The 23,578-nt window shown below is 54.9% G+C and carries 11 protein-coding genes and 1 pseudogene; 5 read left to right on the top strand and 7 right to left on the bottom strand.

What is annotated here, in order from left to right; translation table 11 throughout:
• Positions 1–56 precede the first annotated feature (56 nt).
• A complete protein-coding gene (locus GSQ91_RS19360; RefSeq protein ID WP_158823410.1) occupies positions 57–692 on the top strand; it encodes a DinB family protein in 636 nt (211 codons plus the stop codon).
• Positions 693–704: 12 nt separating this feature from the next.
• Here GSQ91_RS19360 and GSQ91_RS19355 read toward each other — a convergent pair whose 3' ends face one another.
• From GSQ91_RS19355 to GSQ91_RS19345, 3 genes are all read right to left on the bottom strand, one after another.
• Positions 705–1,631, bottom strand: coding sequence for a LysR substrate-binding domain-containing protein (locus tag GSQ91_RS19355; RefSeq protein ID WP_158823409.1), 927 nt, complete (start codon positions 1,629–1,631; stop codon positions 705–707).
• A 161-nt stretch (positions 1,632–1,792) separates the two neighbouring features.
• Complete coding sequence (locus tag GSQ91_RS19350; RefSeq protein ID WP_158823408.1) at positions 1,793–4,114, bottom strand: winged helix-turn-helix domain-containing protein; 2,322 nt, start codon at positions 4,112–4,114, stop codon at positions 1,793–1,795.
• A gap of 150 nt (positions 4,115–4,264) precedes the next feature.
• On the bottom strand, positions 4,265–5,410 hold the full coding sequence (locus GSQ91_RS19345; RefSeq protein ID WP_254064720.1) for a hypothetical protein: 1,146 nt from the start codon (positions 5,408–5,410) through the stop codon (positions 4,265–4,267).
• A gap of 566 nt (positions 5,411–5,976) precedes the next feature.
• Between GSQ91_RS19345 and GSQ91_RS19340 the strand changes: the two genes are divergently transcribed.
• From GSQ91_RS19340 to GSQ91_RS19330, 3 genes are all read left to right on the top strand, one after another.
• Positions 5,977–9,411, top strand: coding sequence for a TonB-dependent receptor (locus GSQ91_RS19340; protein ID WP_254064719.1), 3,435 nt, complete (start codon positions 5,977–5,979; stop codon positions 9,409–9,411).
• Between the two features lie 124 nt (positions 9,412–9,535).
• Positions 9,536–10,366, top strand: a complete 831-nt coding sequence (locus GSQ91_RS19335; protein WP_158823405.1) for a DUF1868 domain-containing protein — start codon at positions 9,536–9,538, stop codon at positions 10,364–10,366.
• Positions 10,367–10,507: 141 nt separating this feature from the next.
• Positions 10,508–11,866 carry an alpha-L-fucosidase gene (locus GSQ91_RS19330; protein ID WP_158823404.1) on the top strand — a complete coding sequence of 453 codons (1,359 nt, stop codon included), beginning with the start codon at positions 10,508–10,510 and terminating at the stop codon, positions 11,864–11,866.
• 78 nt (positions 11,867–11,944) lie between these two features.
• Here the strand turns inward: GSQ91_RS19330 and GSQ91_RS19325 are convergent, their stop codons facing one another.
• The 4 genes and pseudogenes from GSQ91_RS19325 to GSQ91_RS19310 all read right to left on the bottom strand — a co-directional run bounded on the left by GSQ91_RS19325 (position 11,945) and on the right by GSQ91_RS19310 (position 19,028).
• Entirely contained in the window at positions 11,945–13,393 is a 1,449-nt protein-coding gene (locus GSQ91_RS19325) for an RICIN domain-containing protein (protein ID WP_158823403.1), read from the bottom strand.
• A gap of 136 nt (positions 13,394–13,529) precedes the next feature.
• Positions 13,530–13,628 (bottom strand): annotated as a pseudogene (locus GSQ91_RS19320) (hypothetical protein); the annotation flags it as partial.
• Positions 13,629–13,734: 106 nt separating this feature from the next.
• A complete protein-coding gene (locus tag GSQ91_RS19315) occupies positions 13,735–15,234 on the bottom strand; it encodes an RICIN domain-containing protein (RefSeq protein ID WP_158823402.1) in 1,500 nt (499 codons plus the stop codon).
• Between the two features lie 440 nt (positions 15,235–15,674).
• Positions 15,675–19,028, bottom strand: coding sequence for a TonB-dependent receptor (locus GSQ91_RS19310; RefSeq protein WP_158823401.1), 3,354 nt, complete (start codon positions 19,026–19,028; stop codon positions 15,675–15,677).
• 924 nt (positions 19,029–19,952) lie between these two features.
• Here GSQ91_RS19310 and GSQ91_RS19305 point away from each other — a divergent pair.
• Complete coding sequence (locus GSQ91_RS19305) at positions 19,953–23,471, top strand: TonB-dependent receptor (protein ID WP_158823400.1); 3,519 nt, start codon at positions 19,953–19,955, stop codon at positions 23,469–23,471.
• Positions 23,472–23,578: the final 107 nt, after the last annotated feature.

The raw sequence follows: 23,578 nt of genomic DNA, 5'->3' as shown, positions 1-23,578 counted from the left end.
ATTGTGGGACATGCAACTATCATCGTTTTCATTTTTGTGTCTTTACAAGGAGAATCATGCGCTTCAAGCGAATTGTTACAGCAGTTGCTCTAGTTGCTTGTTCCAGCAGCGTCACGGCTATATTGCATGCGCAAACACCTACACCTACCGCTATAGCCAAAGTCGATCCTGCAAAGAGCCTTGACGCCGCGGTTACGGGTCTCGAAAAGCAACTCGTTCCGCTCGCCGAAGCTATGCCGGCAGAGAAGTACGGCTTTGCTCCGAGTAGCGACCTCTTCAAGCCTGGGGTAACCGTCGACTATAAAGGTGTTCGCACTTTCGGGCAGCAGTTAGCGCACATCATACAAGCCAATGACTTCTTTTTTCTTGGAGTGCAGGGAATCGCAAAACCTGATGCAGCGACAACGGCAAAGTTGGCCGCTATCGGTAAGCTCACTGAAAAAGACGATCTGATCAAGGCGCTCAAGGAATCTTTCGCAAGTGCCCATGAGGCAGTTGCTACCTTGACGCCGGAAAATGCGTGGGAGCATGCAGGCCGCGGTGCTACCGACACTCGTGCGGAGGAAGTCACTCATGCTCTTGGGCATTCCTACGACATCTATGGTCAGCTCGTCGAGTATCTCCGCATGAATGGCATCGTTCCCCCTGCAAGTGAGGGAAGGCCGTTAGCGAACCCAGGTAAAGCTAACTAATTAGGTGTGGTGTTAAGCCGCTGTAGGAAACTTTGCAGGGGCCAGCCGCCCTCGCTGGCCCTTCTTTTTCTTTGCGCGCAAGGTATCTGCAACAGCATGGCGGATAATAGCGCGCAACCTTTCTACGCCTTCGCTCATGGTGTTGGATTGTGCATGCAAGGTGACCGGAAACGCTGGCAACTCTGGAAGATCAAACATCTCCTTGTCCCATACCAGTTTTGCCGGAAGTCCCAGAGAACTCCTCGCCGTGATGCCAAGCCCTCCGATGGCAGAGGCCCACAGCCCCGCCAAACTGGGACTTACTGCTGCAATACGCCACGGCATTTTCGCCTGATCGAGCTTTTGAATTGCTTCCTTACGGAAAGCACATTGTGGTCCCAGAAGGACCAGAGGAAGCGGTTGGCCGGAACGTGTCAGGAACTCCTGGCCTGCTATCCAAACCAGGTCCAGCTCTCCGAGAACCTCTGCGGTAGGGCGGTCTGCCTGTCCTACCGCGAGGGCGAGATCCAGTTGACCCTTTTCAATTGCCTCCACGAGTGCGGCATTGCCTTCGATGCGCACTTCCATCTGTACAAGGGGATAGAGCTTCGTGAATTGCGATAGCACATCCGGCAGGACGGTCTCTGCGAAGTCCTGAGAGCACCCCAGTCTCACGCTTCCTGCAAGGGAGGCTCCGCGGATGGTATCCAGCAATTCATCATTGATAGCGAGCATGCGGCGTCCAAAGCGAAGCACAATCTCTCCTGCCTCCGTGAGTACAACGCCTCTGCCGTCTTTGCGAAAGAGATTCGCTCCTACATCTTCCTGAAGCCGCTTCATCTGCAGGCTGATGGCCGAGGGGGTGCGTCCGAGACGTGCTGCAGCTTGCCCGTAGCCGCCCAGATCATTCGCCGTAATAAGCGTTCGTAAGGTGTCGAGGTCTAAAGTCGTCACATTCATTGTTTGTAAAATATCATCTTTTTTTTGCCTGTAGCTATCAAAGGTGCAGTATTGCTCAATTATTTGTTTGGACACATTGGGCGATTCGTTTTGCAGCGTGAAGGTCATGGACTTCACGCTGCCGTAGCGAGGTTAACGAGCGTTTCTGATGTGTATTCCGGCTAATTCACATGCCGAAGCAGCTGGGCCGCTTCTTGTTTTGCCTGCACGAGAACGGGCAGAGTGGGGTCGGCGTTCTTCCAGAGATCGAAAAGTCCTTGATATTGCGTCTGGGCCTCTGTGTTTTTTCCTTCCTTCGCATACGCGCGTGCAAGCCCCAGATAGGCCAGCGGATACTGGCTCGAGAAGGTTTGGAGGTAGCGCTTAGAGGTGACTTTATTGAACTCCGTCTCGGCCATCGCCGGTTGTCCGGCATCCAGATAGGCCTGCCCGCGGAAGTAGGGGGCGTCGGTGCTAATCTCTTCCAACTGCTTTGCAGCGCGCAACGCTTCGATGGCGTCCTGCGGTTTCTGTTGCGAGAGGAAGATGGCTGCCCGGGCGATGGGTGTGTAGTATTCCGACCACAGAACTGACGTTGGGTTGTCAGCGATCTCCTGGTTTAGCAGCGTTTCGGCCTGATCTGTCTCCCCGATCTCTGCCAGGGTAACTATAGGCTCGATCTCTCCCTTGATGTGCGACGCCGCGGCAAGCATCTTGCGGGCCTCTGCTGTCATGCCATATTCGGCAAACGGTTGTGTCATCTCCTGAGTAAAGTATGTGCCTAGTGAATCCAGACCCTGATGCTGGTAGGTACCGGTGACCTCCGTCATCTGTTCCTGTGCCTCGCGCATGCGTCCCTCAGAGATTGCCATCATCGCTACGACGGAAGGCAGGCGGGTACTGCTGTGCGCCTTTCCCCAGGCAATCTGCGCAGCCACGCTTGTGGCATCCTTTTGGAGATAGGCAGTCTCCATCAAAGCAATTCGCAGAGGCTCACTATCCATATCTCTTTGGATAGCAAGTTCGCAGGTAGCGCGTGCGTCTGCAAGATGACCCGCTCCAAGCTGATTGGCCGCAAGAGCGGAGTAGATCAGCGGCATCGCCGGGTTTAGCGCAAGAGCTTTTCTTGCCGGTTCGATCCCAAGCTCATACTGGCCGATATCTTTATAGGCATTGGAAAGATCGATGAGTGGAATGGTGTGATTGGGATAGATGTCAATCCATGCCTGATAGCTGCGAATACTTTCATAGATGTTACCCGTGACGTAGGCGTTATATTGCGCGACGATATTGAAGCGCAAGGTATCCGGGATGTTGGGTGCATCGCGCAGGTCATAGACTTTTTGGTAGAGCTTACGCGCCTGCACCCGATCTCCGAGGCTCATGTATTGAGCGGCGAGATTGAAGTAGGCAGCTATGAAGCCTGGATCCAGTTCAATGGACCGTTGTAGCAGGGAAGTTCCTTCAGCATATTTCCCTTGAAAGCCGAGGTGCACACCTTCGCTGTAAGCCTGGAGCGCCTCCATGGAACCGGTGTTTTCCTGGAAGAGCGGCTTGTCGAAGTGCTTGATGGAATGGCGTGATTCGCCGAGTTTCCGGCGGATATCTGCCGCAACGATGTCGAGCCTGTGGAGGATGTCGTCTTTTGAGTTAGCTTCCTCCTTCGCCTCGGCGAGTTGGTCGCCACTGACGCAACTGACGGCCACGAGAGTCAACAGGTACTTCTGCTCCAACTGGGAGACTTTGCCCTGCAGCACGACCTGCGAGTTGGTGCGTTCGCAGACCTCATGCGCGATAGAGGAAGTCAACGCCGCATCCTTCCGCTGCATCTGAGCGAGTGTGGCCTGGACTCTGGTTGGCGAGAGCAGATTCAAAAAAGGTGATTGATCAAGATCAATGCGGAGTGCTTCGTTGAGTGTGTGGTCGAGGATGGGTTCGCCGGTCGCATTTTCAAAATCAGCAAGAACAAGGTCAACATGAGTTCCGCTCTGTTGATACTCCCACTGCCGCCAGCCAAGCCATCCAGCAATTCCTATAGCTGCGAATGCCGCAACAGCAACTGCAATCCAAAGCTTGCGTTGTTTTGGTCTTGCCTCCGGCGCGGCGAAATGTTCTTCAATGACGATCTTCGAGCTTGATCGAACCGAATGCAGCGTAATCTCTTGAGCAGGCGCAGGGGCAGCAATAACGGTTCTCGTAAACTGATAGCCTCGACCCGGCAGTGTGGCGATTGGGTTCGCCTCGTTGCTCTTCTCCAGACTAAGCGCCTTGCGCAAGACGCTGACACTCTGGGTAAGGTTCGATTCTTCAACAAAAGATCCAGTCCAAACGGCGTCCATCAATTCCTTTTTGGAAAGCGGGCGGCCTGGATTTTCGACCATATAGACGAGCAGGTCAAAGACTTTCGACGATAGCGCAACAGTCTGATTGGCGCACCGCAGCTGCCGCTGCGTGCGGTCCAATTCAAATTCTCCGAATTGCAAGATACTCAATTCATTTGGCATCTGCTTCATCCAGCAAAAAACTCTTGATTGTGGTCGAGGTTCTTTGAGGACATTGAATCACACAACGTGCCGTTGGAGAATACTGCGACAGGATCGTTGTAGCGCTAACTAGAGGTTCTAGACTCTGTGCCGCTTCAAGATTGTCTAAGTTCAATCTGTAACGCGCCATGCAAGAATGCTGCTTTTGCCAGAGCTGCCATTCATATTGTTGCTGCCCAGGACTAGTTGGAAATGTGGAATGCTGCCGTCAGCCCGCTTGATACGGCGCAGAAAGGGGAGCAGGGAGGAGTCGTCAGCCACGAAATCCCAGGCACATTCGGTGCCGGCCATCGAGGTTCCTTCCAGAATGAGAGCGTTCCCCTTTCCACCCAGGTTAGGGAGAAAGGCCACCACACCATAGACGCGGTGTTGAACGTCGTCATAGTTCGAATCCCATTCCGCCGGCTCGCTTCCAACTGGCTGCCGGTTTACTACGGTATATCTGCGAATGAGTGGGGTTGAGAATACAAAGTTCATGTTGGGTTCAAACAATTCAACCCATGGATTGGCCACTGGTGCGCCAATGAGCACGACGTTCCCAGCTTTCATGTCGTTCGGACGCACGTCACGCGCGTATCTCAGCTCAAAGGTGCTCCTCCTGGCTTCTGCGATATGAGAGAAGGCTGTGACAATGTCCAGGTCTACGATCGAGGTGTACCGCCGGTTTGCCAGATCGATAACGCTCTTTTGTGCCGGTGTCTGTTTGTCCGGAGTTTCAACGCGGTAATTTCCGCTGAGATAGTCGGCTACGCTTAAGTTCTGAGTCTTATTTGTGAGCCCCTGCCACATTACGAGTCCGCTATCTCCGGGTACGATCATGGTTCGTTGATCGGGCCGGAAGAGGATGTTCCAGAGTGGATGTTCAGGTACCGGCAGCGAGGCCTCCCGGCTCAATGGCGATCGAAGCCTGAATATCAGGGCAAGAACAACGATAGAGAGAAGCGCCACTAGTGCCCATGCCAGTCTCGTGCTGGATTTTGTTTGAACGCTGCGAGGACTCTCCGAGGACGACAGGGACGGGTTTGCTACCGGTATCCGTGCAGGATCAGGAGCTGTCAAAGGATCGAAGGCGGCCTGTGCTGGTGACTGCGGCTCAAACAAAGGCACATAAGTGCCCCGGGGAAGGATGATGCGGATCGGCTCATTCGCACCTTCTCCACTGAAGTAGAGATCCAGCCGTTGCCGCAGGCGGCTGGCTTGAGTCCGCACTATCCCGTCGATCGACGAATCATAATCCGACGAGCGGCCGAAGAGCATGGTTCCGATCTTCTGCTCGTTAATCTCATTGGCTCTGCCGCTGAGGGTGAGCTCGCAGACCAAGGACAGAAACGTTGAGAGCCGTTCGCTTTTGGCAAATACAGAAGACCCGATAACCCGACTTACCAAGGCTCGTCGGCTATCGGTTATCGCGTTAACAGGTAGAGCAATCTCCTCAGTCCTGGTGGAGACCATGTTGTGCCTCAGTCATCGTGAGATACCAGTACATCAGACGCTTATGAACATGGCGTAAACCTGGTTGAAACACTGTGTTCACTGTAACGGTTACGTTGAATGTCCGGTAAGCTACTGCTTTTTCGAATGTTACGCGTGTAACAGTGGCAGATGCCGTGAATTGTGTTGGAGGGGCCCTGGAAGAGTGTTAGTTCTGCCAGCAGAAACAAACCAATCTGCGTGCTGGAACTTATCTGCCGTACTTACAGGAGCTTAAAGCCATGACTCGACGGTCCGTATCTTGCAAGGAGACTTATGAAGAAATCCCTCTTCGTTCGCTACCTTGTTCCAAAAACTACCCTCTCAGGGGCCTGCTGAGCATTCTTATCCTGTTGATCTTATCCAGCCCTGTTGCCTGGGGACAGTTCGATTCGGCGACCGTGCTTGGGACCATCAAGGATCCCAGCGGAGCTTCCGTACCCTCAGCCTCTGTGGTGCTGATTAATCCGGGAAAGGGAATTGCCATCTCGCGGCAGGCGGACAGCAATGGGGACTACGAGTTCACGAATGTCCGGCCTGGCGAATATAGCCTGACGGTGACGGCTCCTGGATTTACGAAATCCGTTACCGATCCGTTCACGGTAGATGTGGGTGCAAGGCAGAGAGTGAGCGTGACGCTCAAACTCGGAGCGGACTCCCAGACCGTGACGGTCTCTGGGGCAGCCAGCCAACTCGAGACCGACAGCAGCGACCGTGGCGAGACTGTCCAGGGAGCCGAGGCAGTCTCGCTGCCGTTGAATGGACGCGCATACGCCGATCTCTCCATCCTGGTTCCGGGTGTCAGTAAATCGCTGGACGGCACCGTTGTCGCAAATCCACCGCGCGATGCCTCCTACAACGTCAATGGCTTGACCTCGCAGTCCAACAACTTCGAGCTGGACGGAATCGATAACAACGCCTACCAGGAGGCAAATCAGGGCTTCTCCAATCAGGCCATGATCCCATCTCCCGATGCGATTCAAGAGTTCAAAGTACAGACCGACAATTACTCCGCTGAGTATGGCCGTGCCGGCGGTGCCATCATCAACGCGACAACGCGCAGTGGCACGAATAGTTTTCACGGCGGAGCCTACGACTATCTGCGTAATACCGTGCTCAACGCCTTCGGTCCCTTCTATGGCACGGGCGTGAAACCCACGCTGGTCCAGAACCAGTTCGGCGGAACGCTCGGCGGTCCTGTTTTCAAAGAGAAGCTATTCTTCTTTGTCGACTACGAGGGACTGCGCTCTGTGGCTCACCAGTTGACCACGGCCATCCTGCCAACTCAGACGGAACTCGGAGGTCTGTTTACCGCCGATGGCACACCTACGGGAACGCCAATCCCAATCAAGAATCCATACACCAATGTCGTCTATACAAACGGGCAGGTTCCACTCTCCGATCCCAATATCGATCCGGTTGCATTGACCGTCTTCAAGCTCCTGCCGACGCCCAACATCCCCGGTGTTGCGTTGACCGCAAATAATTTCCAGTATCTGCCCGCCACAACGACCACCGATAACAAAGGTGACGGGCGTGTCGACTTCATTCTGACTCCAAATCAAAATGGATTCTTCCGGTATAGCCAACGTTCTGATGTGACCTTCCAACCCCCGCCGTTTCCTGGCCTCGCCGGGGGCAATGGCAGTGGAACGCTGTTCGCCTACACCCGTCAGTTGGCGGCTGGATATAACTGGACTGTTTCTGCCAACTCCATCCTTGAGCTGCGCTTTGGTGAGACCTGGACGAAGAGCGGTAAGAATCCGGTCTTCCTCGGACAACAGAATCTTCTCGCAGGTATTCCGAACGTTCCTCAGGATCCGGCGTACACCGGAGGTCTCAACACACAGACGGTCACCGGCTACACGCAGTTCGGTGAGCAGGCGACGAGCCCCCAGTTTACAAATCCGACCCAGGCTAATCCCAAGGTGAACTACACCTGGATCAAGGGAAAACACAGTCTCAAAGTCGGTTATGAGTATGGCTGGTTGTCGCAGGCCATCTCAGACTTTCATCCGAAGTTTGGCTCGGACACTTACTCTGGCCAGTTCAGTTCTGCGGGCTCTGCGACGACGGTGCAGGCGGCGAACCTGAGTGACTTTCTCTTTGGCGCACGGAATAACTATTCGCTGAACGCGGTCAATGAGGTGAATTATCTTCGCTTCTGGCACATGGGCTACATCCAGGATGACTGGAAGTTTTTGCCTAACCTCACCATTAATGCTGGCCTGCGTTATGAGTTCATGTCGCCGAACTACGAACAGAACAACAACATCCTTAACTTCGACCCGGTCAATCAACAGCTCCTACATGCCGGTACCGGTACCGATGTCAATAGCACAGCGCCGGGCCATGTTTACAAACTCCATTATGTCGGCGGCTCTTCTCTGGCCGACCGTGCACTGGTCAATCCCGACTACAAAGACTTCGGTCCGCGTCTTGGCTTCGCCTATCAGGCATTGCCTGGAACTGTAATTCGAGGCGGTTACGGCATCGGCTATGCCTATCTGTTTCGGTTCGGTGGTGAAGGTCTACTTGCCTATAACGGTCCCAACAACTACTCCGCGACGCTTCCCGTGAACCAAACGCCGGGCCAGGGGATCTGCACCTCTCTCACGGAAGATCCCACGAAGTGCTTCCGCCGTACCCAGGACGGATATCAGACCGACTTTGCAGGACCTTCCAACTTCACGACGACCAGGGCCCAGACACGCTATCAGCCAAAGGACTTCAAGAATGGCTACGTGCAGGCCTTCCATCTCTCTGTTCAACAGCAGTTGCCGCTCAAGACGACTCTTGAAGTTGCCTATGTTGGCAATCATGCCGTGCACATTGCGGCGCTCGAAGACACCAACCAGGCGCGGCTCTGCACGGCTGCCGAGATCGCGGCGGGCAGTTGCACCTCAACCGGGAGCGCTTCGTTGCTCAACCGCAGACCAATCCAGAACTTTACCGACATCCTGACCGAGAGCAATGCCGGCTTCCTCAGCTATAACTCGCTGCAGACCAAGCTGGAGCACCGCTTTAGCGATGGACTGTTCCTCATCAACTCCTTCACCTGGTCGAGAGGCATCAATAACTCCTCCGCCGATCTTGAAGCGAACAATGGGGACAGTGCCGTCGTCAACATCGCCAATGTAGGCAGTGATCGTGGCCCCTCAGGCTATAACCAGCCGTTGAACGATACGACGTCGATCATCGCCGATCTGCCCTTCGGGCGTGGGCAGCATTGGGGCAGCGGCGCGCCAGCCTGGGAACAACAGCTGCTTGGGGGCTGGCAGTTGACGGGCATCAACGTCGTCACGAGCGGCGTGCCCATCAACTTGTCCTACACTGCCAACACAAATCAGGTTGTTTCTACTACTAGTTCCGTGTACGCGCTTCGTCCGAATCTCACCAGCGACGTCAACGCCGTTTACGGTAAAGCACGCACCAAGTCTGCCAGTGCCTTTGGAGGTTTTTTCAATCCTGCGGCGGTGTCGGCTCCTTCGGGTGCGCAGCTCTTCGGTGACGCAGGGCGCAATGCCTGGCGTGGACCCGCATTCGGCCAGCTCGACCTTGCGGCACACAAGAAGTTCGCGCTACTTACCGAGCGTCAGACGCTGGAGTTCCGTATCGAGGCCTTCAATGTCCTGAACGCTACCAATTACATCAGCCCCACCACCAATATCGGAACCGTAGGAGCCACTGGTGTCCTGAGTCCCAATGCCAGCTTCGGGACCTTCAGCGGCAGCAGCAGTGTCTTTCCTTCGCGTCAGGTGCAGTTAGCTCTACGCCTGGCGTTCTGAACGCTATTCCTTATCAGGACCAGTGCGCCTCGACCTCCGCGCTGGTCCTATGAGGCTACGGTGCTCTGCTTCGGTGCAGTGCTCACAAGCCGCCACCCTCATCTCAGAAAAAAGGATCACTATCTTGACTCACTCTGACTCTATCCATAGCCGGCGAAAGTTTCTTCTGAACTCCTCGGCCGTCTCGCTTGCCGCATTTCTTCCAAAGGAGCTCGACGCCCAATCTGCAGCGCCGCAGAGATCGGATAACGGAAGCCCCATCTTCGCCACAACGCCGAAGGATACCTCTCTGAAGTTCACGCCTGAAGGCGTTCGGAGGCCGTTTGCGGGCAACACACTCATCTGTCATCTGCCCCAGCAGAGCAAGGTTCGTGACAAGATCGCAGCTCTTGGAGACGCGCTACACTCAAGTTCGTTTGCGCACAAACTCGGCCTTCTTCCTAGCGACAGCTATCACATGACGGTCTTTCCAGGTGCCAACGATCAGGATCGCGCGAGCTATGGTTGGCCAGCGGATATCTCGATCGATGCCCCAATGAGCGGGTGCAATCGCATCGTCGGCGAACGCATCGCTAACTTCCGGATGAGCGAGAAGTTGCCAATACGCGTCAAGGTTGACCTGGAAAAGACACTCGGCCCTCAGCGTGTCAGCAGCCTGCGCATCTCTCCCGCCGATGATCGCGAAAATGCCAAACTCCGTAACTTACGTGATCGGATGGCGAAGGAAGTCTTTCGATTCCGCACATCAGATCACGCGACCTACGGTTTCCATGTGAGCCTTGCCTATCAGATGAAGCCGCTTAGCCGTGAAGAGGCAAGGGAACACCAAGCCATATTGAATCATCATGTCCCTGGGATTATTGCGGTAGCCCCTGTGATCGAACTTGGAATTCCGGAGTTCTGCACGTTTGACGATATGTTTCGATTCGAGATATGTGCGCTCTTGCAGACTTAGGCCTTCACGTCGTGTCAGCTGTTTGAGCGCTCATTGCAATGCTTCTGGTCTTGAGCGCTTTCTGCCTAATTCCGGGGGATAGCTTGATTGTCGAGTGTATGTTTGACGTTCGCCGTTTTGAAAAGATATGGTCGATGGCGTATGAGCGCTTATATTGCAAGTCGTCGCCAATTTCTTTGCCGCTCCCTCGCTACAGCTACCCTGCCGTTACTCCCCCAGTTGGCCTTCGGAGAAGGGTCGGAGGACACGCGCACTGCCTGGTATCGCACGGCGAAGTTCGGGATGTTTGTCCATTGGGGGCCTTACTCGCTCGCCAGTGTCGAGGCCTCCTGGCCGATCATGACCCCAAAACCGGGTGAGATCAGTGAAGCGGAGTATGTCTCCCTCCACAAGCGATTCAACCCGGTTCACTATGATCCCGACAGCTTCATCGATCTCGCGCGTGCGGCCGGGCAGCAGTACATGGTCTTTACAACCAAACACCATGACGGCTTCTGCATGTTCGATTCAGCCTATACCGATTACAAGATCACCAACACGCCGTACGGGAAAGACATCGTCAAGCAACTTGCGGACGCCTGTGCACGGCGATCCATGCCTCTTGGTTTGTACTACTCACCTCCAGACCTGCATCATCCTGGGTTCCGCGATACCTCCAGGCCGGCCAGTGAGACCTGGCACGGTCAGCCGGAGCGTCCGGAGTGGCCTACGTATCTGCAGTACATGCAGCTGCAACTGACCGAACTGCTCACACGGTATGGCGATGTGAAGGTGATATGGTTCGACGGTCTCGATCACCAGGAAAAGTATGACGGTCGACGTGTCCTCGACATGATTCACGGGTTGCAGCCTGCGACGCTCGTCAACGATCGCATCGGCGTACCTGGTGATTTTGTTACCCCTGAGCAGTTCATCCCGAAGGTGATCCCCACCAGGGGAACACGTGCACATGGTCCTGATGCCAACATCGAAAAGGGATCTCCGCAAAGTGTGCCCAGCCAGGCCGATTTTCAGCTTTGGGAGACCTGCATGACGATCAACGACACATGGGCCTATAACGCGCACGATCATCACTACAAATCGGCGCAGGATCTCATTCGTGCTCTTGTCGAAGTCGTCAGCCGGGGAGGTAACTTCCTTCTCAACGTGGGGCCACAGCCCGATGGGGCTATTCAGCCAGAGTTCCAGGAGCGCTTGCGCAGTGTGGGTGATTGGCTGACCGTGAATGGTGAGTCCATCTACGGAACTACTTTTGGACCGATTCAGGGCAATGCGGGCTTTCGTACTACGCAGAAGGACAATGTTCTATTCCTCCACGTCTTCGACTGGCCCTCGGCACCGCTCACGATCACTGGTGTAAAACCAAAGGTTCTTTCAGCGCGGCTGCTGAGCAACAATCAGAAGCTCGCCTTTCAGCAGTCGGACAGCGGTTTGCAGATCACACTCCCGCCGCAGGCGCCTGACAAAGATGTCAGCGTTATTGCACTGAGGACGCTTTAGAGTCTGACTGCGCCCTGCAAGCAACGGGGCGGAGTTGATACCACTCCGCCCCGACTGCTGTGACGAGGGTCCTGCAGGTTATAGGTTGTTCTGAACTACAGTCAGAAGCGAATGTGGGGCAGGAGCATCACCTGTGAGTTCCCAGATCATGATGCCGCCGTACTGTGCTCCAAGCTGTGTCTCTTGCGCCATCGTTGCCTCGCCGACGTAATAAAGGGCTATGCCACCGTCGAGAGAACCACCGCTGACCTCATCCGATTGCCAGGCGTCAGGATAAGCCGCGAGGATCGTGTTGTATTCCTCTTCCGTATTGCCATCAGAGCTTTGTCCGAAGAAAGGCACTCCGAGGACAATCTGATTATTCGGCACTGATTTCGTTGCCGAATAGTATTGCAACGCGGTCTGGCAGTCGGAGAGGTTGGAATAGACCATCACGTTGACGAAATCAAATTGGTGAAGAGCTGAATCCGGCATCGCACTCTGGAGATATTCGGCTACCGCAGCGGTAATCGCTTTGCCTTGTGGGCGGAATTGAGCGACGAGGGCACTTGTGAAGGTGGCATACGGAGTCCCCATGTTGTTGGGGTCTTCGATATCCAAATCCACCCCATCGAGGTTATGGGCCGAAATATAATTCGCGAGCGAGGCCACTAATTGGGTAGAAAGACCCGCATTGTAAAACTGGATGATTTGCTGGTCGCCCCCGCCTCCACCGATGGAGAGCAGAACCTTTACGCCGGCAGCGTGTGCAGCATTGACGAGCGTCGCAATGTCCGCGTCAGTCTGATTGAGCGAAAACGTCATATCGCTGCTCGCAGTGCACGTGCCATTGCATGTCGGCGGAACAGCAAACGCCAAGTTCAGGTGTGTCATCTTGGAGAAGTTGATGCTCGTTGCGTAACCGGCAAAGCTTCCGTTGTAGTCAGGTATGTAACCGACCAGCAAGGGGGAACCGGTTGTTGTGCCGCCACCACTTGACGTAGGCGTGACGAGTTTGAACGCCTGGGCTGCTGTTCCATTGCAGGTGTAGATATCCAGTTGCACACCGTTTGCGGTCGAGGCACTCGGTGTATCGAGGCAAAGACCGCTGCCTTGGCCTACAAATTTATAGTAGCCATTACCTAGCGACACGGCCTCCCATTCCTCATTGGAATTTCCAGAATAGGTCCACGTCTGGATGAGGCTGCCATTGGTGGTTCCGTTGCCGGTTACATTCCAGGTTTCCGTCGGAGCGTTGACGTTGGCGACGTAATAGTAGCCACTGGCGGTTCCGTTCTCGAACTCCCACTGCTGATTGGGTTGGGTGCTGGAAGTACCTTGGCCGCAAGCCCACTGCTGCACGGAGGTCCCATTCGCCGTACCCGAAGCGGTGTCGTCAACGCAGGAGCCGCTGTTCTCATTGACGATGTTGTATGGGGTGCCGGTGACCAAGGTGTTTTGTGCATGCAGTAACGTGAGCGGCGTCAGCAATACAAATAGACAGAAGACGAAACTCACGATCGCAGCGTGCAGAAATCTGTTCTTCATTTTGTTCTCCTTGTTCCTTTTGCTGAAAACTGCTTATAGCGTTCCGTCATTTGAGTGCAGTTTCCTGAGTGTCCAAAGTAAAATTCGCGATTTGGGTGCAGCATGACAGTGGCGCTGGCATCTGCAGCGCCGTCACTCATGCACCCATCGCGATGCGATCTCGCTTCGACCGCAATACCACTGCGCGAGCGCCTTGGATCAGGATCTCGCGCAGATACCGGTTGCCGTGCTTACTGTGTCGCTTTGAGCGCTATGTGGGTTCATCCGCATAGCGCTCAAAGCAACACCCATGTACCAGCCGACTCGTCTCAGGAAAGTTGCGTAGCGTGCAGTCGCGTGCTCTAGAACGGCTCAAAGATCGAGGAGAATTCGTAGTTGGATTGGCTGACGCCGCTGCACGTGTCCTCGTCTACCGTCGAGCCGGGGCAACCGCCGTTGTCGCGATTGAGCTCCCAGAAGGACAGTAGCGTGACGTATTTGTTCGCTTCTGCCCAGTCCAACATCGTGGTGGCATTGGCGAGGGTGAAATAGTTCGGGGGGGTATCGTCACTTGTTCCGGGCAAAAATGTGAGTCCAACCGTCGAGGTTAATCCCGCGGATTGAATCTGTGACTCCAACGCGGCAGCACCTTCTTCGGATAGTTCCGGCTGATTCTCGTTTGTTCCGCCGAAATCCATGGCCATACCATTGACAATAGTGAGATTAAGGCCAGCTGCTTTGGCATCGGTGATGTCCGTGTAGCCGCCGCCAGTGCCACTGTCAAGTCCGCCTGGACCGAGCGGAAGAGTGTAGGAGACGATCAGCCCCGGATTAGCCGCCTGCAAGGCCGCCAACGCTTGAGCACGTCTGGGCGACTGACCGGAAGTTTCGGAGTATTCGACGTCAAAGTCGAGCCAATTGACATGGTACTTGGTGATTAGCGTCTGATAGACAGCCTGAGTCTCCGCAGCTGTGCTGCAATATGCGGCAGCCTCTTGGCCGCCTGCGCCGCCTTGTGAAAGGGCGACGGTTACACCAGCAGCCTGCAAATCCGCAATCGCAGTGCCCATACTGGTGCTGCCTACCGTGTCATCGGGCAACGGCCCGTTCGCGCCAGGCCAGATCAAGTTGCAGCCATTGTTGTCTGGATCCAGGAAAGCCAGTATCACCGCCTTCGCTCCAGAAGCCGATACGATGCCCGGAATTTGATTGGCATCGCCCAAGTCGCCCACATATTCGAATGGCGCGAAGATGTTCGTGGCAGTACCGGTGCCCGTGCCTGTGCCAGACGAAGGTGTGACGAGTTTGAACGCCTGCGCTGCCGTTCCATTGCAGGTGTAGATCTGCAGTTGCACACCGTTTGCGGTTGAGGCACTAGGGGTGTCGAGGCAGAGACCGCTACCTTGGCCTACAAATTTATAGTAGCCATTACCTAGCGACACGGCCTCCCATTCCTCATTGGAATTTCCAGCGTAGGTCCACGTCTGGATGAGGCTGCCATTGGTGGTGCCGTTGCCGGTTACATTCCAGGTTTCGGCCGGAGCGTTGACGTTGGCGACGTAATAGTAGCCACTGGCGGTTCCGTTCTCGAACTCCCACTGTTGGTTGGGTTGGGTGCTGTAAGTGCCTTCACCGCAAGCCCACTGCTGCACGGCGGTTCCATTCGCCGTGCCCGAAGCCGTGTCGTCCACGCAGGAACCGCTGTTCTCATTGACGATGTTGTACGGGGTGCCGGTGGTCAAGGTGCTTTGTGCGTGCAGTAATGTGAGCGGCATTAGGAAAGCGATTGTGAGGAAGAGAGAACACCGAAGGATGGAGCGCTTTTGACCGACCAGCTTAGCGAAGTTGCGGGTGCGTGACATGTTGCCTCCTTTTTTGCTGTAGGTGGATGTGCGTTGGGGTGGACAGGGAAGAGAGGAGTCTTCGGGCACACGACTCCCTTTACCGGAATCGAGAAGAACTCGGGGCCTGTTTTTTGTTCGGGCTTAAACGGAGATCATCCCCCCGATTGTGCGGGAGTGAGCCTCAACTGACGGTACTTCGGTTGAAGCCTGGAGGGACGAGTGAGGCATGCATCTTTGCTGCTCCTTCGAGTGTGGAGTCAAGATTGCTAAACGTACACAACAGACATTCAGCGCGCAGGTATCTCGTAGGTCAGGCTAGTTTTCAGGTCTTTTCGCTACAAGATCCCGCGCACCATGTCTGGTAAGCCGGAACACTAACAGGTGAAGAATCCCTATGTCAATACACTTTTCTTCAAGTAAATCGATTGTCTAAATATTACTTATGTTTAATATGTAAGTTAGAACGTTAATCTTGCGTTCAGCTGCATGGTGCGGCCGCCGACGGTCACTTGAGATATGCTCGTTCCTGTTCCAGCAAAGGTAGTGATGCCGGAGGGGCCGGGCGTACTTTCGGGAGTCAAGGTCTGGTTGGGGGGGCCGAAGCTCGGATGGTTGAAGGCATTTGTGGCGTCGGCACGGACCTGAAGCTGGACCAGCTTATATAGAGTGAAGGTCTTTCCTGCAGACAGATTCACAACATTCATCCCCGGGCCTACTAAGCTGTTTCTCCTCATATCACCGAAGGTGCCGTTGGCCGGCAACGCAAAGGCAGAGGGGTCGTACCAATTGTTGATGGAACGATGCGCTGGCTTCGGATTGCCAATCAGATTGGGATACCAACTGCCTGCCTGCGAGTAGGAGTTATTGTTGCCGCCAATGTATGGAGTAAATGGCTGGCCGGAGGAAAGGACTAGGGTAGATGAGACCTGCCATCCACCAATGACTCCATCCAGCCAACGGCTTTTATTGAGGAACATCTTGTTCTCGCCGAAAGGCAGCTCGTACACGATATTTCCTTTCAGCGCATTGCGGACGTCGAAGTTAGAAGATCCATAGTTCGCGGAAGGTTTATAGGAGTTCTGGAAGATCTGCGTTCCCGCGATTCCACCTTCAGCTGAGGAGTCCTGATCGTCAAGGAAGTGGGACCAGACGTAGTTGAAGCTGAAGCTGAAGCCCGAGGTCAGGCGCCTGGTAATCGATACCTGCAGCGAGTTGTAGTTGGAGATTGCATTATTGGTGCTGCCGGAGATGCTCTGATAAATCGGATACGGGCGTGAATTCGGGCTGTCATTGGGGCCCAACTGGCTCTCCGGGACCTGGTTGATGTCTACCGGGAAGTTGAGATTGAATCCGTGGCTGGCAACATACGCCATCTCCGCCACCATATTCGTGCCCAGTGTGTGCTGGAGCGCGACGTTCCACTGATAGATCTTGGGAACCGGCGTGTGGTACTGGTTGTAGGTCACGCCTTGCCCGTTCAGCGCTGTGGGATCTGTTGTGGGGCCGATGTAGGGAAGGTTTGAACCGTTGGAAGAAAGAATGACGACGGGCGTAATGCCATTCGTCTGGTCGGTTGCATTGCCCTGGGTGATGAAAGAATTTCCGAGGCCGGCACCGTAGGTATTCGTGCTCCAGTTATAAGCGAAGATACCGAATCCGCCGCGAATGGTTGTGGTTGGATCTGGTGCCCAGTTGAAGCCGACGCGGGGCAGTACCGTGTCGACGGCATTTGCCTCAAGGGATTTGCGTCCGTTCGCGGCGGTGGAAGCGTACCAGATGGCGCCGTTCGTTTGTGAGCCCGCATTGAAGACTGTGGGATCGAAGACGGCGATATTGTTCTTGACCTCATTCCAGCCATGCTGAATCTGATAGCGAACGCCGAGATTCAAGGTGAGGTTTGGCCGCAGCTTGATGTCGTCTTGGACGAAGAACTGCGGTGTTTTCAATCGCGCTCCATATTCAGGCTGCACGCTTGCGTTCCAGGAGTTCGTTTGACCCAGTAAAAAGTCCGCATAGGCCAAGCCATCGGTGCCGCCTACAGTGGACTGTGTATATGCCCCGTTGAAACTAAAACTTCCAGCGTTGAACTCGCTTCCGTTCGCCTGGTTGGCCTGGTATACCAGCAACTCTCCGCCAAAGTGCAGGATATGTTTGCCACGGATCATGGTGACTACGTCCGATGGATCGTAGACGAACTCTTTCTGGAGGAGCATAAATCCAGGGCCCGGACCATAGCAGCAAGCGCCGTTGAAGTTGATGGAAGGGAAGACATCGGCTTTAGCGAACTGCAGGCCTAGCTTCTGGGGATATCCCTTGTTCAGAGAGGCAGGGTCATAGAAATTCAACTCAGAAGTAAAGCCCATGCGAGCTTCGTTGATGGTATTGGCGCTGATGTTCCACACATCGGAGATCTGAGCAGCGTTGCTGTCGACGTCGCCATAAACGCAATCCATGGGACATGTTGCTGTGCCGATCCCCGCGTTAAAGGTGGGGTTATCCCGTTGCGTGTCTGTAACTGTCAAACGATTATTACGTGTGATGTCGTAGTCGAGACGTCCAAAGTATTTCGTGTAGGGAAGATTAACTGGAGCGTTGTAGTAGTAGTTGGAGTTAGGCACTCCCTGGGAGTAACTCGAGGGTGTGGCGTTCGGCAATGGTAAGTATCCCTGGAGCGCCTTTGCCACGGGATCCAGCAGGTTGGCGGGGATCTTATTGCCGTAGCCCTCTTGCGCAAAGGATTGGCGGGTAACCACACCGCCAGAGACTACCTGCGTGGTGGGATCATAGATGGTCGGCATGCCTGTGAAATCGCCATTCCGCATAGCCTGAGTAGGCACTGTAATAAATCCTGTGCCTGCTGTGTTGTTGATGGTCTTGTCAAAGTTGAAGTAGAAGAACATCTTCTTCTTGAGGATCGGGCCGCCGATCGAGCCGCCAAAGTTGTTATAGCGGATGAAGGTAGCGGCGGCTGGAAAGCCAAAGCCGTAGTTAGCGGCATTCAGGGCATCGTTCTGGAAATACTCGTAGGCCGCACCGTGGAACTGGTTGGTGCCGCCTTTGCTGATCTGGTTGAAGATGATGCCGCCGATTCCGTACTGAGCGGAGAAGCCAGAGGTGATCACCTGAAGCTCGGAGACGGTCTCAAAGATAGAGACGTCGGCATTGCCGCTCGAGGGCAGTGTTGTCATGGCACCATCAGCGAGGATCGCGCTGTAGGGGAGGTTTCCATTGGCGGAAACATACTGCTGAGGATCGTTGCTGCCCTGGAAGCCATTCGCAAGAGAGGTGCCTTGAGTATTGCCGGATGTCCCGGGAAGCAGAATCGAAAACGTCTCCCAGTCTGTTCCAACGTTGGGGAGTTGCGACATCTCCTTGGAATCCAGCGTTGTAGACTGCTCGCTCGTCTCCGTGTTCAGCAGGGGAATATCATTTGTATTCACGACTACCTGCTGTGTTGTGGAACCGATAGTCAACTGCGTGTTGACCGTAGTGGTACCCACCTGCAGCGTAATCGGGCCTCGTATGGTCTGACCAAAGCCCTCTTTAGCGAAGGTAATTTTGTAGTTGCCGGTCACGATCGATGACGTGTCGTACAGGCCGGCCTGATCCGTGGCGTAATCTCTGGAAACTCCAGTGTCCACATTCAGGACTGTCACTTTTACGCCTGGGATCAAGGCGCCGGAGGTATCTGTAACCGAGCCGCGGATATCACCTGAGTTGGTGCTTTGCGCACGGCTGCTACAAATAGCGCCTATTGCAAAACAAAAGAATGCGAGAGATCTTACCTTCGCGAGCAAAGTCGTTTGCCCCATAAACAATCACCTCATAATTCATAGCTTCACTACAGATGGTTTTCCCCGAATACACTGCTACGAGCCCTGATTTAACAAGTGGTGAAAAGAAATGTGGTTCAGAGTTTCCAGGCGTCAATGATTGTTGCTATGTACCGATTCCAGAGAGCGCAACTCTCCTGAGGACCGATGACTTGGCCCTGAAGATGAAGCGTGGCTGTGAGAAGAGCAGGAGCAGATATCAGCCTGACACGTGTGTGAGTCGAGTCAATAGCTTGCTTGCCCGAGTTCGCATTGGGGGAATTAAACACGCGTACCTGGGACTTTGTCAACTTCAATTAGAAAGCAGAGATGGCCTCTACTCTGAATCATTTTTGACGCAGCGCATGCGTCCTGAGGTGTGCGCTCTTTGCCTTCATGCGAAGCAGCGATTCTTCTATCGTAGCGAGTGCTCGGTGTTCACCGGTTAGTTGGCGATGCCGGTTCGACTTCAACACTGGCATCGGACTGAATGACAGAGGCTCGTGTGGATCTCGGCGTGAGAGCGCATCCTCGCGGGTTGGCGACCATGAACAACTCGCACAGCACGAACTCCCGACTTTTGGTCAGAACTGCCAGGCCGGCGATCACAGCTTGTCCCGTCGTGTGAGGCCGTGGCTGCGAGATTGCCTCACCCTGGCTATAACCGTGCAGTAGTGAAACGCCACAGGCTCAGCCAACATCCTGATGTAAGCCATCGGTTCTGTGTCGCGTCTCATACGCTTGCGAGCAGCTCACCCCGAATGTCGAGCCTTGTTTTCCACAGCTTTGCGGGCCAGCCGGGGCCAAATAAGGAATTTTGTCGCAGAGGAAAAGCAAGGCTATGCAAACACGAGCAGACTCGAGTACTATTTCGCTGCAACTCAAGAGCTGAAATCTTTGTCACCCGCTTTTCTGGAGGCTTCAATGCGTCTGCGTCTACGCAACCTATCGATCGCAATGCTCTTGTCCCTCGGGCTCTCCGGCACCCTGTATGCCCAGGCCGTCAATGGCACGATTGTGGGCACTGTCACTGATACAACGGGAGCGGACGTTGGCAATGCGCAGGTCACGATCACGCTCACTGGTCAGAGCACGTCTTACTCGACCGTCAGCAACGAGAGCGGCAATTTTACAGAGCCCAATCTTCCTCCGGGCACGTATAACGTCACCGTCGCCGCGCAAGGGTTCAAGAAAGAGACGCGAGAGAACATCGTTCTGCTTACGAACACCACATCGCGCGTCGATATCAGCCTGTCCACGGGCAGCGTGACTGATACGATCACTGTCACCACGGCTCCTCCTCAGCTACAAACGGACCGCGCCGATATCTCGACCAATCTTGAGCAGCGCCAGATCGCCAGTCTTCCTCTTAGTAGCGGCAACAGTTTTCAGTCCCTGCTCAGCACAGTCCCCGGCAGCGCTCCGGTGGTCTTCAACAACTCGCAGTTCTACAACGCCAACAACGACCTCTCGGTGAACTCAAATGGCGGTTCGTCCTACGTGAACCTCTATCAAATTGAGGGTATTGACGATGACCAGCGCACCGGCATCCACATTATCCTCGTTCCACCAGCCGCAGCTATCCAGAGCGTCGACATCACCACCAACAACTTTGAGGCAGAGTTCGGCCGTGCGGTTGGTGCTGTCGTCAACCTTACCCTCAAGTCCGGTACTAACCAGTTCCACGGCTCCGTCTTCCAAAACATGGAAAACAATGGAGTCAACGCCCGCAACTACTTTGCCGCCGGTCCCAATGGTCGTCTTGTCTACAACTACACAGGCGGCTCGATCGGCGGTCCGATCCTCAAAAACAAACTGTTTGCCTTCGGTGACTTCCTTCGTGTCTCCGACCACGAATCGTCTACGTTCAACGCAAACATCCCCTACTATGACGTGACGGGAGGCAACCTGAGTCTTGCCGGTTATTCTGGCCAGGTCTACGACCCCACAACTGGCGACACCACAGATTGCAGCGGCGCAGCGGGCACCACGCCAGCCAACTGCGGGAAGAATCGTCAAGCATTCTCGGGCAATATCATTCCGCTCTCCACGCTCACCCAGGAGGGGGTCAGCCCGATCGGCCTCACCGTTTTGAAGGATTTGGATGCACTGGCCCGTAACCCGGCCACGAATCTGGCCTCAGCGGCGTACATCGCAGGCACGACCACCAACAACTTCTCTGCGAACCTGCCTTTCAGCAAAGACGCTATCAGCTATGACATCAAGGTCGATTACTCTATCAGCCCGAAGGACCATTTGAGTGGCCGATTCAGCCACCAGACGACCAATACCTTTCAGGCCCCAGTCTTCGGATCGTTCCTCGGCGGTCCTGCGGGTAGCGGCGGCTTTGAGGCCTCCGGTACAGCCGCGGCCTACAGCACAGGCTTCAATTACGACCACGTATTCTCACCTACCCTGTTTACCGAAGCCCGCGTTGGCGTCGCCCATCTGCGCAACTCAGCTACCCAGACTGACTACGGCAGCAACGACGCTCGCACCCTGGGCATCCCCGGCAACGGGCCCAATGGGACAGACAACACACCCACCAGCAGCGGCCAGGTAGCCTTCCAGGTGAGTAACTTCGCCAACAATGGTGAAAATGGAACCTCTAACCCATTGATCGGCTACTCGCAGTCGCTGCCGTGGCTGCGTGCGGAGTCCAATATTGATTTTGCCAATAACTGGACAAAGATCCTCGGAAACCACGCCATCAAGGCAGGCCTCGATATCCGCCGTGTCCGTGACGATCTTCTTCAGGGCAACATCAACGCCGCTGCTGGCAGCTTCTACTTCAGCGAGAACCAGACCTCCACTCCGGGTGCGGCCAAATACGGGCCGCCGGGTACAACCCCAGCAGCAACCGGTCAGGCTAACGATGTCGCCAGCGTTATTTACGATGTTCCCTACAACGTCGGTCAGGACACCAACAGTACTTTCCCCTGCTATCGCCAGAACTGGCTCTTCTTCTTCGTCTCTGACAAATGGCAGGCCACACCCAAACTTACTGTCGATATCGGTTTGCGCTATGAACTCTACCCCCCGGCAACCCCACGCAGGCCCGGCGGTTTCGTCAACTACGACCCCACCAACAATAACCTCGTCGTCGCCGGTCTTGACGGGAACGCCTCCAATCTCGGCATGAAGGCGGACTACACGAACTTTGCTCCACGTCTTGGTGCCTCCTATCGCGCCTCGGAGACAACCGTCATCCGCGCCGGTTTTGGTGTCAGCTACGTCCCCTTCATCGACAACTCCTACGCCTATAACTACCCCATCAAGACCAGCACGGCCTACAACACACCAACCACCTATGGTGCATCGCTTAACCCGGCCGGCGGGTATGTGAACTTTGTTACAGGTGTTCCTACTACCCCGACCGTCGCCTTCGGATCAAACGGTACCCTCACCGAGAGCGCCGCCAACGGCACTATCGGTCTGGCCAACCTCTACATCCCACTCAACTTTAAGAATGCCTACGTCTCCTCCTGGAACGCTACCGTGCAACAGGCCCTGCCATTCGATAGCTCCCTGCAGATCGCCTATGTCGCCAATCACGGCACCCGCATCGATGTAGCTGAGAACATCAATCAGCCCAATGTCTACGGTCAAAGCGGATCCTACGATCCTCTCTATGTCGCCTTCGGCAAGAGCGCTGCGGTCACGCAGTACTTCCAGGGTTACTCCAGCAACTATCAGTCGTTGCAGGTGCAGTTCACCCGCCGCTTCAGCAAGGGACTGTCCTTCACATCGGGCCTCACCTGGGGTAAGGCAGAGGGCTACGTAACCGGCGGACAGGACGGCGCTCTATTGTTCTACAGCGGCAACCTGCGCCGTAACTACTCCGTGCTGGACTTCGACCGTAAACTCAACTACGAGCAGTCGTTGACCTATGAGCTGCCCGCAGGCCGCGGTCACCAGTACTTCAACCACGGTGTCAGCATGTATGCGTTGGGTGGATGGAAGGCCTCAGTGATCGTCTCCGCCGTCTCTGGACTGCCCTTCACCATCACCACCAGCAGTCCGACGCCCGGCACTACCCAGACGGTTAACCAAATCGCCCCCTACCAGGTGACTCACAGTGTTAGCGGGGCGGCCAATACGGCATGGTTCAATCCTGCTTCGTTCAGTGCAGCCGCAACCTGCACCTACACCGTCGGCAATCCTTGCACGGTTGGCAACACCCAACGCAACCAGTTCCGAGGACCAGCTGACTTTTCGGACAACCTTTCACTCTTCAAAAGTTTCCCCATCTTCAAGGCGGCGGCTCTTGAAGCCCGAGTGGATGCGTTCAACCTAACCAATACCCCTCAATTTGCAAACCCATCAACAGGCCTTGGATCAACCCTGGGACGCGTCACATCTACCCTCGGGAGTGGCGTTGGCAATGTCAACGGCGTCGGCGGTCCTCGTGTTCTTCAGGCGGCTGTCAAGATCACCTTCTAGTCTCTGGAGCTTTTTCGTACGGCTGTGAAGCCGACGAGTTCTGCGAGTGCCGTTTTATTAGAAAACGGCACTCGCACTTTCGTTTTAACCTACACTGTCTTTCAATG

The sequence above is a fragment of the Granulicella sp. S156 genome (assembly GCF_009766105.1).
GTDB lineage: Bacteria > Acidobacteriota > Terriglobia > Terriglobales > Acidobacteriaceae > Granulicella.
Note: the sequence above shows the minus strand (reverse complement) of the source record. Positions and strands in the feature narration are given on the sequence as shown.